Origin of the sequence: Streptomyces sp. N35 (assembly GCF_016464295.1) — a bacterium.
Classification (GTDB): domain Bacteria; phylum Actinomycetota; class Actinomycetes; order Streptomycetales; family Streptomycetaceae; genus Streptomyces.
The window spans coordinates 5,923-20,268 of sequence record NZ_JAEIMH010000038.1 but is presented as its reverse complement, the minus strand read 5'-3'; the positions used below and the strand labels follow the sequence as shown (position 1 = coordinate 20,268).

Sequence of the window (14,346 nt, the reverse complement as noted above, 5' to 3'; positions counted from 1 at the left end):
TTGCCCGGCCCGTAGGCTCCTTCGCGTGATCGCTCGCCCCCACCTCCTGTGGCTGCTCCTCCCGTTCGTCCTGTACGCAGGCGCCCTGCCGTTCGTCAACCGGGTCGAACCCACCGTCCTCGGGCTGCCGTTCTTCTTCGCCTGGCTGATCGGAGCGACCGTGCTCACCCCGTTCGCCGTCTGGATGACCTGGCGCGGGGACCGGAAGGCGAGGGCCGGGCAGTGAACGCCGCCATCGCCACCACCGTCTTCGCCGTGTTCATGGTGGCCACCGTGGCCCTCGGCCTGCTCGCCGTCCGCGGCCGAGGCGGCCAGGGCGGGCTCGCCGAGTGGTCGGTCGGCGGGCGGAGCCTCGGGGCCGTGTTCATCTGGGTGCTGATGGCCGGTGAGGGCTACACCAGCTTCAGCTACCTCGGGGCCGCCGGCTGGGGATACAACTACGGCGCACCCGTCCTGTACGTCGTCGCGTACATGTCCTGCGGCTACGCGGTCGGTTACGTGGTCGGACCGATGCTCTGGGCGTACGCCCGCGACCACCAACTCGTCGGCATCACCGACATGATCAGCCACCGCTACGGAAAGCCCTGGCTCGGCGCCGCCGTCGCCGTCCTCGCCACGGTCTTCCTTCTCCCCTATATCCAGCTGCAGATCACCGGCATGGGCGTGGTCGTCTCGACCATCTCGTACGGCACGATCAGCCTCAACTGGGCCTATTTCCTCGCCTTCGCGATCACCACCGGCTTCGTGGTCGTCAGCGGGCTCCGCGGCAGCGCCTGGGTGTCGGTGCTCAAGGACGTGCTGGTCATCGGCACGCTCGCCTTCCTCGCGATCTACGTGCCGCTGCACTACTTCGATGGATACGGGCCGTTCCTCGACCGCCTCGTCGAGCAGAAGCGCGACTGGCTGACGCTTCCCGGGCACGGCGAGAGCGGTCTGGGGATGGCCTGGTTCGCCTCGACCACCGTGCTCAACGCCTTCACCGTGGTGATCTTCCCGACCACCGTCGCCGGCTACCTGGGCGCCCGCAACGCCGACGCCCTGCGCCGCAACGCCATCCTGCTCCCCGCGTACAACATCCTGCTCTTCGTCCCGATGCTGCTCGGCATGGCGGCGCTCTTCGTCGTCCCCTCTCTCGCGGGCGCGGATTCGAATCTGGCGCTCTTCAAGCTGGTCGTGGACTCGCTGCCCGCCTGGGCGGTGGGGGTCATCGGGGTCGCGGCCGCGCTCTCCTCGATCGTGCCGATGGCCGTGTTCATGCTGGTCATCGGGACGATGTGGGGCAGGAGCGTGCTGAGCCACGTACCGCGGCTGCACAGTCAGGAGCGGCAGAAGAACGCGTCCCAGGTGGTGGTCGTGATCGCCGGCACGCTCGCGCTGATCATGACGTATGCCGCCCCGAACACCCTCGTCCGGCTCTCGCTCATCTCGTACGAGGGGATGGCACAGCTCCTGCCGATGCTGTTGCTCGGCCTGGTCTGGCGCCGGCTCACCACGGCGGCGGCGCTGAGCGGTCTGGCCGTCGGGGTCGTGATCGTCTGTGCGCTGGTCTTCACGGAGAACGACCCGGTGTGGGGGATCAACGCGGGGCTGGTGGCTCTCGCCGCGAATATCGCGGTGGCGCTCGTGGTCACCTGGGCAGGGCCCAAGGACCGTGACGTACGTCCCAACCGTGCGGTGCTGGCCAAAGAGCCCCTCGTGGACGAGCCGGCCGGCGCGTAGGATTCAGGAGAAGCGCGCGATCACCGAGCAGCGCGCGACTAAGAGCAGTACGCGACTAAGAGCAGCAGACAGCCAAGAGCAGTACGCGATACGCGAGAGGAGGCAGCCGTGATCGACAGGTTCAAGGATCTGCGCGTCACCGGACTGCTGCTCCTGCTCGTGACGCAGGTGCTGCTCACCGACGCGGGCCCGCTCTCCGCCGCCGTCGCCCTGGCCGCGACCGCCGCGGCCGGTACCGCGCTCGCCGTCAGCGCGCTGATCGCCTCGCGCTCCGTGCCGGCCGTGCAGCCGGCCCGGGTGCGCACCGCGATCCGCGACCGTGAGCACCGTACGGCTTTCCTGCCGCAGCGCGATCCGGACGCCGCGGGACGTTCGCGTCCGCGAGCACCGGGGCGTCTCGTCCCGACGGCCGCGTAAGCCATCCTCGTCTTTATCTGAGCAGGGCATCTGCCTGCCCCCTTACGCGGTCCGTCACGCCGAAAACCCGCCGGTCCACCGGCATTTCCGGTACGACGAGACTCCCCGAAGGGGCCCCGCATGTCCGTTTTCAGTGGCTTCGCCGACGTGGTCGACCAGCTCGCCGACGCGCTCCACCCGCTGTTCCAAGGCGCGTCCGTGGCGGTGGCGATCATTCTGTTCACGATGGCCGTACGCCTGGCCGTACACCCTCTGTCGCGTGCGGCGGCCCGCGGCCAGAAGGCCCGCACCAAGCTCGCCCCGCAACTCGCCGAACTGCGCAAGAAGCACGCCAAGAACCCCGAGAAGCTGCAGAAGGCGATGCTCGAACTGCACAAGCAGGAAGGGGTTTCGCCGCTGTCCGGCTGTCTGCCGAGCCTGCTGCAGCTGCCTGCTTTCTTCCTGATGTACCACTTGTTCTCCAACCAGGAGATCGGCGGCGAGGCCAACCCGCTGCTCGGCCACACCCTGGGCGCCGCACCGCTCGGCGGGCGTTTCCATGACGCGCTGGCGGACGGCGGGCTCTTCGGTGGAGCGGGTCTGGTCTATGTGGCGCTGTTCGTGCTCGTGGCCGCCGTGGCCACCTTCAACTACCGGCGTACGAAGCTGCAGATGGCCACCGCGCCGGCCGCGGGTGCCGAAACCCCGCCCGGAATGGGCGCGATGCTGAAGTTCATGCCGTTGATGTCGTTCCTGACCCTGTTCACGGTGGCCGTGGTCCCGCTCGCCGCCGCGCTGTACGTGGTGACCAGCACCACATGGAGCGCCGCCGAACGGTACTTCCTCTACCGGGACATGCCCCCGACCGCCCTTGCGGCGGCCGTCTGAGAGCGTCGGGGGTGCCGGGGAGTGCCCCGAGAGATCACACCTTGTGACGGTCCAGTACGTGAACGGGGTATTGCGGGCTGGACCTATTTCTTGGAGGATCGGCCAAAGCTCCGATGGCCGCAACCCATCGGCACCCTTCGACCACAGGAGAGTGAACGATGAAGCTGCTGCGAGTCGGAAACCCGGGAGCGGAACGCCCGGCGCTGCTGGACCAGGACGGCACCCTGCGTGACCTGTCCGGGATCGTCGCGGACATCGACGGCGAACTCCTCGCCGACGAGGCCAGGCTGACCCGGATCCGGGAAGCCGCCGCGACCCTCCCCGTGCTCGACGCCGAGGGGCAGCGCATCGGTGCGCCGCTCGCGCGGATCGGCAAGGTGGTCTGCATCGGGCTCAATTACCACGACCACGCCCGGGAGACCGGCGCCGAGATACCCGCCGAGCCGATCATCTTCTTCAAGGCCGCGGACACGGTCGTCGGCCCGAACGACACCGTGCTCATCCCCCGCAAGTCCGTGAAGACGGACTGGGAGGTGGAGCTCGCCATCGTGATCGGCCGCACCGCGCGCTACCTGGAGTCGCACGAGGAGGCGCTCGCGCACGTCGCGGGATACGCGGTCTCCAACGACGTGTCGGAGCGCGAGTTCCAGATCGAGCGCGGCGGCACCTGGGACAAGGGCAAGAACTGCGAGACGTTCAACCCGCTCGGCCCCTGGTTCGTGACCGCGGACGAGATCGCCGACCCGCAGGCCCTCGCCCTCAAGCTCTGGGTCAACGGCGAGCTCAAGCAGGACGGCTCCACCGCCGACCAGATCTTCCCGGTCGCCGAAGTGGTGCGCTATGTCAGCCAGTTCATGACGCTCTACCCGGGCGACATCATCAACACCGGTACGCCGGCGGGTGTCGCGATGGGCGAGCCGGAGCCCAAGCCGTATCTGCGGGCCGGTGATGTGGTGGAGCTGGAGATCGAGGGTCTCGGCCGCCAGCGCCAGGAGCTCAAGGACGCGTAGCGGTTCTTTCACGGCATACGAGGATGGGGCGCCCTTTGCGAAAAGGGCGCCCCATCCTCGTACGCACTCAAGAGGTGAAGCGTTCCAGGGCCTCGACCACCATCGCGTGGTCCTCCGCCTGCGGAAGCCCGGAGACCACCACGGTCCCGATGACACCCGCCCCGCGCACCGCGATCGGGAACGCGCCACCATGCGCGGCATACGTATCGGGGTCGAGCCGCGAGGACTCCTCGAAGGTCGTGCCCTTGGCCCGGAAGCGCGCTCCCACCAGGAACGACGCGCAGCCGTAACGCTCCACGACCCGGCGCTTGCGGTCGATCCACGCGTCGTTGTCCGGGGTCGAGCCCGGCAGCGCGGCGTGGAAGAGCTGCTGGCCGCCGCGGCGGATGTCGATGGCGACCGGGGCCCGGCGCTCGCGCGCCATCTTCACCAGGATCGAGCCCAGTTCCCAGGCGTCGTCATGCGTGAAGTGGTCCAGGACAAGGCGCTGTTCCTGTGCCTCGAGCTCCTCGACGGTGGGGGCGCTCACAGCTGCACCGCCACACCGTCGCGGGCCGAACGTCGGGCCGCTTCCAGGACGTCGAGGGCGCCGGCCGCCTCGTGTGGGGTGCCCGGGTGGGGGGCGCCGCCCCGTCCGGCGGCGGCGACCGCGGCGTAGTACGCGGGGTAGTCGCCCGCCAGGCTGGGCTCGGGGCGGCCGCCGCCGGTCAGCGGGGACTCACCGGAGCCGACGCGGCCCCACAGAGACTCGGGCTCGGTGCCCCAGGTGCCGTCGGCGGACGGGCGCTCGCCGTCCTTCAGGTCCGCCTCCTGCGGGTCGAGGCCGTACTTGACGAAACCGGCACGCGAGCCGAGCACACGGAAACGCGGGCCGAGCTGGGCGGTGGTGGCGGAGACGTACAGGTGCGAGCGCACCCCGTTCGCGTGGGTCACCGCGATGAAGGTGTCGTCGTCGGTCTCGGCGTTCGGGCGGCGCACATCGGCCTCCGCGTACACCTGGACCGCCGGGCCGAACAGGGTCAGCGCCTGGTCGACGACATGGCTGCCGAGGTCGTAGAGCAGACCGCCGATCTCCTCGGGGTTGCCCGACTCACGCCAGCCGCCCTTGAGCTGCGGACGCCAGCGCTCGAAACGGGACTCGAAGCGCTGGATCTCACCGAGCTCACCGTCGGCGATCAGCTTCCGCAGGGTCAGGAAGTCGTTGTCCCAGCGGCGGTTCTGGAAGACCGAGAGCAGCAGTCCGCGCTCGTCGGCCAGGGCCGCGAGCTCACGGGCCTCGGCGGCCGTACCGGCGATCGGCTTGTCCACGACGACCGGCAGACCGGCCTTGAGCGCGGCCGTGGCGAGGGGGACGTGGGTCTTGTTCGGCGAGGCGATCACGATCAGGTCGAGCTCGTCGGCCCGCGCCCACAGCTCGTCCGGCGAGGCGGCGAAACGCAGCCCGTCGCCGAACTCGGCGCGCGCCTGAGCCTGGCGCTCGGGGTTGGACGTGACCACCGTGTCGAGCGTCAGACCCTCGGTCGCGGCGATCAGCGGGGCGTGGAATACGGAACCGGCGAGGCCGTAGCCGACGAGGCCGACCCTGAGCGTGGAAGTCATGCTTCTACTTAAACAACGCTGTTGCCAAAGTGCAAGCGAACAGGAGAATGGGGGGCGTGAACCCCATCTCACCGCATACCGGCACCCCAGGCGTGAACCTCCCTGCCCTGCGCGGACACAACGCCGCGCTCGTCCTCGACCTGCTGCGCGGCGCGGGCGAGGAGGGCATCAGCCGCCTCGAGCTCGCCGAGCGGACCGGGCTCACCCCGCAGGCCGTCAGCAAGATCGTCGGACGGCTGCGGGACGAGGGCCTCGCCGCGGAGGCGGGCCGCAGGGCCTCGACCGGCGGCAAGCCGCGCACCGTCCTGCGCCTGGCACCCGGGGCCGGGCACGCGGTGGGCATCCACCTCGACCGGGACGCGCTCGTCGCGGTGCTCATGGACCTCTCGGGTGCGGTGGTCGCCGAGCGCGCCGCCCCCCTGGATCTGGGCGCCGGCTCGGATGCGGTCCTCACCGCCGTGGCCCGCGAGGTCGCAGCGCTCACCGCCGTACGCGAATCCGTTCTCGGCGTCGGTGTCGCCCTGCCGGGCCCCCTCGACCACCGCAGCGGGGTCCTCCACCAGGTGACCGGCTTCCCCGAGTGGGACGGCTTCCCGCTGCGCGACGCGCTGGCCGAGCGCCTCGGCGCGCCGGTCGTCGTCGACAAGGACACCAATGCGGCGGCGCTCGGACTGGCCCTGGCCCGCCCCTCCGGCGGCGGTGCGTTCGCGTATCTCCATCTCGGTACGGGACTTGGGTCCGGTCTCGTCCTGAGCGGTGCTCTATATAGGGGAGATCGCACGGGGGCGGGCGAATTCGGCCACCAGGTGCTGCAGTTGGACGGCGCCCCCTGCTCCTGCGGCAACCGCGGCTGCATCGAGGCGCTCTGCCTCGAAGCGGTCGCCGCCGGCGAGCTCGGGAGGGCGGCGCGGGTGCTGGGCGAAGGCGCCGCGAATCTCGTCGGGCTGCTCGACATCGACCTCGTACTTCTCGGTGGCCGCACGGTCGAGCGGGCCCCGGAGATTTTTGTACGGGGTGTCTCGGACGTGGTCCGCGGGCGTGCGCGGCCGACGGTCGAGGTGCCGGTGCGGGAGGCCGAAGGGGGCGGACGGCTGGTGGCCGAAGGGGCCGCACAACTGGTCCTTGCGCCCCTGTTCGGGCGAGCGAATGTGGCCTTTCCCGCCAATCGGAATTGACGGAAACTGGGCTGATAGAGGGGCATTTGGCGGCCATTCGGCCCCACGGGGCCGTGGCGCGCGCGAGAGGCCGCGCGCGCGTGGCAGGGTCACGCACGCCACTTACGGCTGATTCGGCCGGAGGTTCGCATGTCCTGGTTGCCCGGGGCGTGCGGGCTTGTTCCATGGATCGGTGCGTGGGTGGGTCCCTCTGTTCCGTGCTCCGTAAAGGTCTCCTCCATGCGACTGCGCAGTGTTCTCGCTGTCGGCGTCACCGCCGCGGCACTCTCCCCTGCGGTGGTCGCGGTGCCGGCGTCGGCAGATGACGATCCGCTGCTCAGAACGACCAACTGCCTGAGCCTTGCGGTCCTTGGGACGGCTCAGGACTGTGAGACGAGGGCGGCGGATTCGTCGGATGCCGCGGACGCCTCGGATGCCGGCGCCCCCGCGGCCCCCGCGGACGCCGGGGATGCGGCGGATGCCTCGGACTCCTCGACGGATGCGGACGCCGCGACCGACCTCGGAACCGGTGAGGACGTCGGCGCCGTGGGTGAGCCGGACGCGACCGGGGACTCCACGGACACCTCCGGTACGGACACCGGCTCGGACGCGACGGACACCGCCGATGCCGGTGACGCGACGGATGCCGCCGACACCGCCGACACCGCCGACACGGGCGACGCGACTGACGCCACCGATGCCGGTGACGCGACCGACACCACCGCCACCGACACCGGCACCTCCGTGATCCCGGCAGTCGACTCCGGCGACGGCACCGACAGCGCTGACGCCACCGACAGCGCTGACGCCACCGACAGCACCGACACGTCCGACAGCACCGACACAGGCGCAGACACCGACTCGGGCACGGGCAACACCCCCGTGGTCACCAGCGTTGAGCAGCCGCGGCAGCCCGCCGTCCAGCCCGTGCCCAAGCAGGGGCTCACCGACACCGCGGCCGGTCTGCAGTCCACGTGTTCCGCCGAGGATAGCGACGACTTCCCGATCGAGTCGTCGATCAACCCCGGGCCGACCACGTACCACCCGGGCGGTGGCTTCGAGAACTGGTCGGTGGAGCTGACCAACACCTCGGACGACACCTGCCGCAACATCCACCCGATCATCGTCTTCCTCGACCGCGACCGTGATCTGCAGTCCGCGCAGGCCGAGTTCGAGTTCCGGACGCCGGACGGAAAGTGGCATCCGGTTCCGTTCGAGCGGACGGACGTCGACGAGCACGTCGGGGTCTTCGACGACGGGTTCGGCGGGTTCTCGATCCCCGCGGGCGAGTCGGTGACCGTGCCGGTGCGGCTGCGGTTCACGGCCGACACCGGGGCCAACCGCGTCACCGCGAGCCTCGCCGTGGTGCAGCGGCGCGAGGACGACGGCGAGTGGGTGGGGGAGTCCGAGGACTACGTCTTCGATATTTCGGGGAGTTCCAGGAAGGGTGTCGCGCGCACCCCGGAGGAACTCGCAAAGACAGGCCGGAGCGGCGACGACTCGCTGCTCGGGCTTGGGGCTACCGCCGGCGCCTTCCTCCTCGGCGGCGGAGCTCTTGTGGTGGGATCTCGGCGCCGGTTCCGACGGCGCTGACCAGCCGACCCGCCACCGTCCGAAAGCGGTGTCCGTGCCTTTCCAGCCGAAGGCACGGGCACCGCTTCGTGTGCGGGTGCGCATAGGGTTCCCCCGTGGACTACCCGAACGACCAGCACCCCGGAGCCCCCGTCAGAGCCGGGATTCCCGAGCACGGACGGATCCCCAAGTACTACGCCGTGAAGGCCCGGATCGGTGAACTGGTCGAGGGCCTTTCCGAGGGCCAACCCCTTCCCGCCGAACGCGACTTGGCGCTGCGCTACGAGGTGGCCCGCGAGACCGTGCGGCAGGCGCTCAGGGAGCTCGTGCTCGAAGGGCGGCTGCGGCGGGCCGGGCGCGGGACCGTCGCCGCGGGGCCCAAGCTGGAGCAGCCGCTCGCGCTCGCGAGCTATACGGAAGGGGTGCGCCGGCAGGGGCGCCGGCCCGGCCGGACGCTCATCTCGCTCGACCGCTTTCCGTGTCCGGAAACCCTTGCCCGGGAACTGGGCGCCCAGCGAGGCGAGCCCGTATGGCACCTGGAGCGCGTGCTGCTCGCCGACGAGGAGCGCGTCGGGCTCGAGAGTACGTATGTGACCGTCGCCCGAGTGCCGCGTCTCGACCGGGACTTCGAGCCCGACTCCTCCTTCTACGCCTATCTGCGTGAGGAGTTGGGGATCGGGTTCGGGGCGGCCGAGGAGCGGATCGAGACGGTGCTCGCCACCCCGCGCGAGGCGCTGCTCATCGGGACGCCGCCCGCCCTGCCCATGCTCCTGATCCACCGGATCTCGCGGGACGCCGACGGGGAGCGGCTGGAGCGGGTGCGCACCTTGTTCCGCGGGGACCGGTTCAGCTTCACGGCTCAACTCGGGGTGCAGGGATAGGAGATGGTGCGGCGCCTCGTTTGGTAACGTAAAGATAACGGGTCTAGTCCAAGCTTGGGGGGTCGTTCACCGTCCCGTTGCCGACAGGACCGGTCCGGGTCATGCGCCCCCCGGACCGTATGGGCCATGAGAGTCATCGTTGTAGGCGGCGGAGTCATCGGCACGATGCACGCCTGGCAGGCCGTCGAGCGCGGCCATGAGGTCGTCCAGATCGAGCGGGAGGCCGAGGCGCGCGGAGCGTCCCTGCGAAACTTCGGTCTGGTGTGGGTGGGCGGGCGCGCCCAGGGGCCCGAGCTGGAGGTCGCGCTGCGCGCCCGCGAGCTGTGGCAGGAGATCGGCGCCCGCGTCCCGAAGGTGGGCTTTCGCGCGAACGGGTCGCTGACTCCCGTACGTACCGCCGCCGAACTGGCCGTGGCGGAAGCCGCGGTGGCCCGCGCGGACGCCGGTGCGCGCGGGTTCAAGCTGCTGAGTGCCACCGAGGCGCGGGCGCTGAACCCGGCGCTGCGGGGCGGGTTCGAGGCCGCGCTGTACTGCGAGCAGGACGCCGCCGTCGAGTCGCGCACCGCGCAGCTCGCCCTGCGCGAGGCGCTCGCGGCCACCGGCCGCTACACCTTCCTGCCCGGACGCGAGATACGCGACGTGGTCGGAGAGAACGCCGTCCGCGACGACCACGGGGACATCCACCACGGCGACCACGTGATCCTGGCGACCGGTGCCTGGCTGAGCGGGCTGATCCGCGAACTCGACCCCGACCTTCCGGTGCGCAAGGTCCGCCTGCAGATGATGCAGACCGACCCGCTGGGCGAGGAACTGACCACGACGGTCGCCGATGCCGACAGCTTCCGCTACTACCCGGCGTACGCGGGCGAGGCCCTCGACGCGCTCAACTCCGGCCAGGCGCAGCCCGAGGTCGCGGCCGCGCACAAGATGCAGCTGCTCATGGTGCAGCGCCTCGACGGCTCGCTGACCATCGGCGACACCCACGAGTACGAGCACCCCTTCGCCTTCGACACCGTCGAGGACCCGTACGAGCACCTGGTGAAGGTCGCCGAGGGGCTGCTCGGGCGGCCGCTGCCGAAGATCCGCCGACGCTGGGCCGGCGTGTACGCGCAGACCAGGGGCGCGGATCCGATCGTGCACCGCAAGCGGCTGCGCGAGGGCGTCACCCTCGTCACCGGGCCCGGTGGGCGCGGCATGACCTGTTCACCGGCGATCGCCGAGACCACGGCCAACTCCCTCGGATGGTGAGCCATATGACGAACCACCCCGCACCTCGATCCCGTCGCCCCCGCCATGGCCGGCCCCACCGTCGCCGAGGGCGGTCTGGTGGAGCAGGCCTCCGGCAAGGCCGCCGAGCGGCTCGGCGTCGAGCCGGGCTCGGCCGACCACGCCGAGAAGCTGCGGTACGTACGCGACACCATGGGCGAATCGAAGATCACCGTCTTCCGGGCGCTGTTCGGGGACGAGGAGAAGGCGCAGCTCGCCAACGTCTCGTTCGAGCAGGCCTACGGGGAACTTGTCGACGGCGGCAGGATCGCGCCGCTGCCGGGCGCCGAGGAGGCCATCGGCCGCCTCAAGTCCGAAGGGCGGACCGTGGTCCTGACCACCGGGTTCGCCCGTACCACCCAGGACGCCATCCTCACCGCACTCGGCTGGCACGACCTGGTGGACCGCACCCTGTGCCCGGCCGACGCGGGCCGCGGCCGCCCCTACCCCGACATGGTGCTCGCCGCGTTCCTGCGCACCGGCGCCGTGGACGGGGTGCGGCAGATCGCCGTGGCCGGCGACACCGCGTACGACATGCTCAGCGGCGTCCGCTCCGGGGCCGGTCTGGTGGCCGGGGTCCTGACCGGCGCCCATGACGAGCCGACTCTGAAGCACGCGGGCGCCACGCACGTCCTGCCCTCCGTCGCCCAACTCCCCGACGCCATCGCGGCGTTCGAGTCGATGGCGCGTTAGCCCCACCTTTCCGGCCGGGCGGCCCGGGGCCCTGTGCACGGGCCGCCCACCCCTCTTCCTGCCTTTCCTGCTCTCTCACCCCGGAGACCACCATGTCCCTGCGCCGACTCACCCTCGCCGGCGTTCTCGTCGCCTCCCTGGCCCTCACCGCCGCCTGCGGCAGCGATGACGGCACCGACAGCGGGAAGGCTTCGGCCACCTGCCCGGGCGGCAAGATCCGGTTCGGCGTCGAGCCGTTCGAGGACCCCTCCAAGCTGACCCCCGCAGCCGAGGCCCTCGCCGACGGCCTCAGCAAGCAGCTCGACTGCCCGGTCGAACTCACCATCACCGAGGACTACTCGGCCGAGGTGCTCGCCATGGAGAACGGCAAGCTCGACATCGGCATGTTCGGCCCGCTCGGCTACGTCTTCGCCAGCAAGCGCGCCGACGCCGAGGCGCTCGCCTCGTTCGGTGACGCCGAGGGCAAGCTCTCCACGTACACCGCCGGCATATGGGTCCCCAAGGACTCGGACATCAAGTCCGTCAAGGACCTCAAGGGCAAGTCCCTGGCGCTCGGTTCGCCCGGCTCCACCTCCGGCGACGCGCTGCCGCGCCAGGCGATCGCGGACGCCGGTCTCGCCGAGAAGGACGTCAAGGTCGACTACGCGGGCGGTCACCCCGAGGCGCTGCTCGCCCTGACCAACAGCAAGGTCGACGCCGCCGAGATCAACTCGCAGCAGCTCGCCGTCGCCACCGAGGAGGGCACGTTCGACCAGGCGAAGTTCCGCCAGGTGTGGACCTCGGACCCGATCCCCAACGACCCGATCACGGTACGCGGCGACATGGACCCGGAGTTCAAGCAAGCCCTGCAGAAGGCGCTGCTCGAACTGCCCGCCGACAAGGTCGCCGAGATCGGCAAGCTGCTCGACGTGGACCCCGCGGGACCGCTGATCAAGGTCGACAACAAGACCTACCAGCCGCTGTTCGACCTCGCCGAGGACCTCGACCTGAGCGAGAAGGACGTCTGATGCTCGCCCTGACCGGGATCAAGGTGCATTACGGCACACAGCAGGTGCTGTACGGCGTGGATGTCACCGTCGGGCGCGGCGAACTGCTCGCCGTCCTCGGCGCCAACGGGTGCGGCAAGTCCACACTCCTGCGTGCCGCCGCGGGTCTGCAGCCCATGACCGCGGGCGAGGTCCTGGTCGGGGGCGAGCCCGCGGGCCGGCTCGACATCGCCGTGATCTTCCAGCACATCCATCTCGTACGGAGGCGCTCGGTCCTCGACAACGTGTGCGCGGGCGCGCTCGGCCGCCTGCCGCTGCACAAGTCCCTTGTGCCGGCGCTGTTCCCGGCCGAGGTCAAGGAGGAGGCGATGGCCTGCCTCGACCGGGTCGGGCTCGCCGACCGGGCGCACGACAAGGCGGGCAGCCTCTCCGGTGGCCAGCAGCAGCGGGTCGCCGTGGCCCGCGCGCTGTGCCAGCGGCCGAAGGTGCTGCTCGCGGACGAGCCGGTCTCGGCCCTCGACCCGGCCGCCTCCGAACAGGTCCTCGCGCTGCTCGCGGAGCTCGCGCACGACGAGGACATGGCGGTGCTCGCCGTACTGCACCAGCCGGCGCTCGCCGCCCGGCACGCCGACCGGGTCGTCGGGATGCGCGACGGGCATGTGGCGCTCGAGGGCGCGCCCGATCAACCGGTCGACCATCTGTACAGCCCGATCGCCCCGATCACCCCGATCGCCCCGACTGGTCCGATCAAGACACAGAGCGCGGAGACCGTGTGATGACCGTCCTGCAGCAGGAGGTCCGCAAGCAGACCGTCCCGCCGAAGCCCCGGCAGCCGAAGCGGAAGATCATCGGTCTGGTGATCACGGCCGTGGTCGTGGCCGCCCATGTCTTCGCCTGGAACACCACCGGCATGTCCGTGACCGCCTTCGCCGAAGGCTGGCAGGGCATGGTGGACTTCCTCGGCGAGGCCTTCCCGCCGAACCTCTCCTGGGAGGTGCTCAAGCCCAGCCTCGAAGGCGCGCGGACCACCCTGTGGATCGGTCTGCTCGGCACCACCTTGTCGGTGCCGGCCTCGCTGGTGCTCGCGCTCCTCGCGACCCGGGGCATGGCGCCGGGTTACGTCTACCAGTCGGCGCGCTCGGTCCTGTCCTTCCTGCGGGCCGTCCCCGAGATCGTCTTCGCGCTGGTCTTCGTGACGGCCGTGGGCCTCGGCCCGTTCCCGGGTGTGCTCGCGCTGGTGTGCCACAACGTCGGTGTGATGGGCAAGTTGTGGGCCGAGTCGATCGAGGACGTCGACCCGGGGCCCGCCACCGCGCTCCGCTCGGCCGGCGCCGGCCGGATCCAGGTCGCCTCGCACGCGCTGCTTCCGATGGTGACCCCGCAGCTCACCGGGCTGCTGATGTACCGCTTCGATGTCAACGTACGGTCCTCGCTCGTCCTCGGTCTGGTCGGCGCCGGCGGTATCGGCTTCCTGATCAACCAGTCCATCAGGACCTTCAAGTTCGACGAGATGCTCACCCACATCATCGTGGTGCTCGTGCTGATCATCGCGGTGGACCGCCTGTCGGCTCTCGTACGGGCGCGGCTGTCGTGACGGATCTCCTTGTGCGGTACGCGCGTTGGGACGGGCCCGGACTACCCTTCACCCTTGTCGATACGAGGGGGGCGGCCGAGCCCGGCCCGGGTGAGGTCCTCGTCCGGATCGACCTCGCGACCGTCTGCGGCAGCGACCTGCACACGGCCACCGGGCGCCGCACCGCACCCGCGCCGAGCGTGCTCGGACACGAGCAGGTCGGCACGGTGCTCGCCGTAGGCGGTGACGTGTTCGCCCAAGCTCTCCCCAGCCAGGGCGGTACGCCGCTCGTCCCCGGCCTCCGGGTCGTCTGGTCGGTCACCGCGTCCTGCGGCGACTGCGACCGGTGCGGGCGCGGACTCACCCAGAAGTGCCGGGCCCTGTTCAAGTACGGACATGAGCTCCTCGACGAACTCGCCCCGCTGACCGGCGGGTTCGCCACCCACTGCGTCCTGCGTCCCGGTACGGCGATCGTCGTCATACCGGACGAGCTGCCCGACGAGGTGGCCGCCCCGGCCTCCTGCGCCACCGTCGCGGTGGAGGCCGGCGCCGAGGGGGTCGCGTCGGACCCGGACCCCAAGCGCCGGGGGCCGGGCCTGCCCCTCGGGG

At 70.7% G+C, this 14,346-nt stretch carries 16 protein-coding genes; 14 read left to right on the top strand and 2 right to left on the bottom strand.

Features of this window, described 5'->3' with window-relative positions; all coding sequences use genetic code 11:
* Window positions 1-52: 52 nt before the first annotated feature.
* The 5 genes from JAO81_RS21415 to JAO81_RS21395 all read left to right on the top strand — a co-directional run bounded on the left by JAO81_RS21415 (window position 53) and on the right by JAO81_RS21395 (window position 4,013).
* On the top strand, window positions 53-226 hold the full coding sequence (locus JAO81_RS21415) for a DUF3311 domain-containing protein (protein ID WP_307813543.1): 174 nt from the start codon (window positions 53-55) through the stop codon (window positions 224-226).
* The gene (locus tag JAO81_RS21410; protein ID WP_199549521.1) at window positions 223-1,719 is read left to right on the top strand and encodes a sodium:solute symporter; all 1,497 of its coding nucleotides are present in this window, start codon (window positions 223-225) and stop codon (window positions 1,717-1,719) included. The genes JAO81_RS21415 and JAO81_RS21410 overlap by 4 nt, the downstream gene beginning before the upstream one ends.
* Window positions 1,720-1,827: 108 nt before the next feature.
* Window positions 1,828-2,136, top strand: a complete 309-nt coding sequence (locus JAO81_RS21405) for a DUF6412 domain-containing protein (RefSeq protein WP_199549520.1) — start codon at window positions 1,828-1,830, stop codon at window positions 2,134-2,136.
* 120 nt (window positions 2,137-2,256) lie between these two features.
* On the top strand, window positions 2,257-3,003 hold the full coding sequence (locus tag JAO81_RS21400; protein ID WP_199549519.1) for a YidC/Oxa1 family membrane protein insertase: 747 nt from the start codon (window positions 2,257-2,259) through the stop codon (window positions 3,001-3,003).
* Between the two features lie 158 nt (window positions 3,004-3,161).
* A complete protein-coding gene (locus JAO81_RS21395) occupies window positions 3,162-4,013 on the top strand; it encodes a fumarylacetoacetate hydrolase family protein (protein WP_199549518.1) in 852 nt (283 codons plus the stop codon).
* A 67-nt stretch (window positions 4,014-4,080) separates the two neighbouring features.
* On the opposite strand, the gene JAO81_RS21390 is transcribed toward JAO81_RS21395, so the two are convergent.
* Both JAO81_RS21390 and JAO81_RS21385 read right to left on the bottom strand, forming a co-directional pair.
* Window positions 4,081-4,542 carry a heme-degrading domain-containing protein gene (locus tag JAO81_RS21390; RefSeq protein WP_199549517.1) on the bottom strand — a complete coding sequence of 154 codons (462 nt, stop codon included), beginning with the start codon at window positions 4,540-4,542 and terminating at the stop codon, window positions 4,081-4,083.
* On the bottom strand, window positions 4,539-5,612 hold the full coding sequence (locus JAO81_RS21385; RefSeq protein ID WP_199549516.1) for a Gfo/Idh/MocA family oxidoreductase: 1,074 nt from the start codon (window positions 5,610-5,612) through the stop codon (window positions 4,539-4,541). Before JAO81_RS21385 ends, JAO81_RS21390 begins: the two co-directional genes overlap by 4 nt.
* A 47-nt stretch (window positions 5,613-5,659) precedes the next feature.
* Between JAO81_RS21385 and JAO81_RS21380 the strand changes: the two genes are divergently transcribed.
* The 9 genes from JAO81_RS21380 to JAO81_RS21340 all read left to right on the top strand — a co-directional run.
* Window positions 5,660-6,787, top strand: a complete 1,128-nt coding sequence (locus JAO81_RS21380; protein ID WP_199549515.1) for an ROK family transcriptional regulator — start codon at window positions 5,660-5,662, stop codon at window positions 6,785-6,787.
* Window positions 6,788-7,006: 219 nt separating this feature from the next.
* Complete coding sequence (locus JAO81_RS21375) at window positions 7,007-8,359, top strand: hypothetical protein (protein ID WP_199549514.1); 1,353 nt, start codon at window positions 7,007-7,009, stop codon at window positions 8,357-8,359.
* Window positions 8,360-8,454: 95 nt separating this feature from the next.
* Window positions 8,455-9,219 (top strand): GntR family transcriptional regulator, encoded by a 765-nt coding sequence (locus JAO81_RS21370; RefSeq protein ID WP_199549513.1) that lies wholly within the window; start codon window positions 8,455-8,457, stop codon window positions 9,217-9,219.
* Window positions 9,220-9,345: 126 nt separating this feature from the next.
* Window positions 9,346-10,467, top strand: a complete 1,122-nt coding sequence (locus JAO81_RS21365) for a TIGR03364 family FAD-dependent oxidoreductase (protein ID WP_199549512.1) — start codon at window positions 9,346-9,348, stop codon at window positions 10,465-10,467.
* A gap of 45 nt (window positions 10,468-10,512) precedes the next feature.
* The gene (locus JAO81_RS21360; protein ID WP_199549511.1) at window positions 10,513-11,178 is read left to right on the top strand and encodes an HAD family hydrolase; all 666 of its coding nucleotides are present in this window, start codon (window positions 10,513-10,515) and stop codon (window positions 11,176-11,178) included.
* A gap of 92 nt (window positions 11,179-11,270) precedes the next feature.
* Complete coding sequence (locus tag JAO81_RS21355; protein ID WP_199549510.1) at window positions 11,271-12,185, top strand: phosphate/phosphite/phosphonate ABC transporter substrate-binding protein; 915 nt, start codon at window positions 11,271-11,273, stop codon at window positions 12,183-12,185.
* Complete coding sequence (locus JAO81_RS21350) at window positions 12,185-12,940, top strand: phosphonate ABC transporter ATP-binding protein (protein ID WP_199549509.1); 756 nt, start codon at window positions 12,185-12,187, stop codon at window positions 12,938-12,940. The genes JAO81_RS21355 and JAO81_RS21350 overlap by 1 nt, the downstream gene beginning before the upstream one ends.
* On the top strand, window positions 12,940-13,758 hold the full coding sequence (phnE, locus tag JAO81_RS21345) for a phosphonate ABC transporter, permease protein PhnE (RefSeq protein WP_199549508.1): 819 nt from the start codon (window positions 12,940-12,942) through the stop codon (window positions 13,756-13,758). The genes JAO81_RS21350 and phnE overlap by 1 nt, the downstream gene beginning before the upstream one ends.
* Window positions 13,755-14,346: alcohol dehydrogenase catalytic domain-containing protein (locus JAO81_RS21340; protein ID WP_199549507.1), on the top strand; the 592-nt coding region annotated here is incomplete at its 3' end. The genes phnE and JAO81_RS21340, both read left to right, overlap by 4 nt.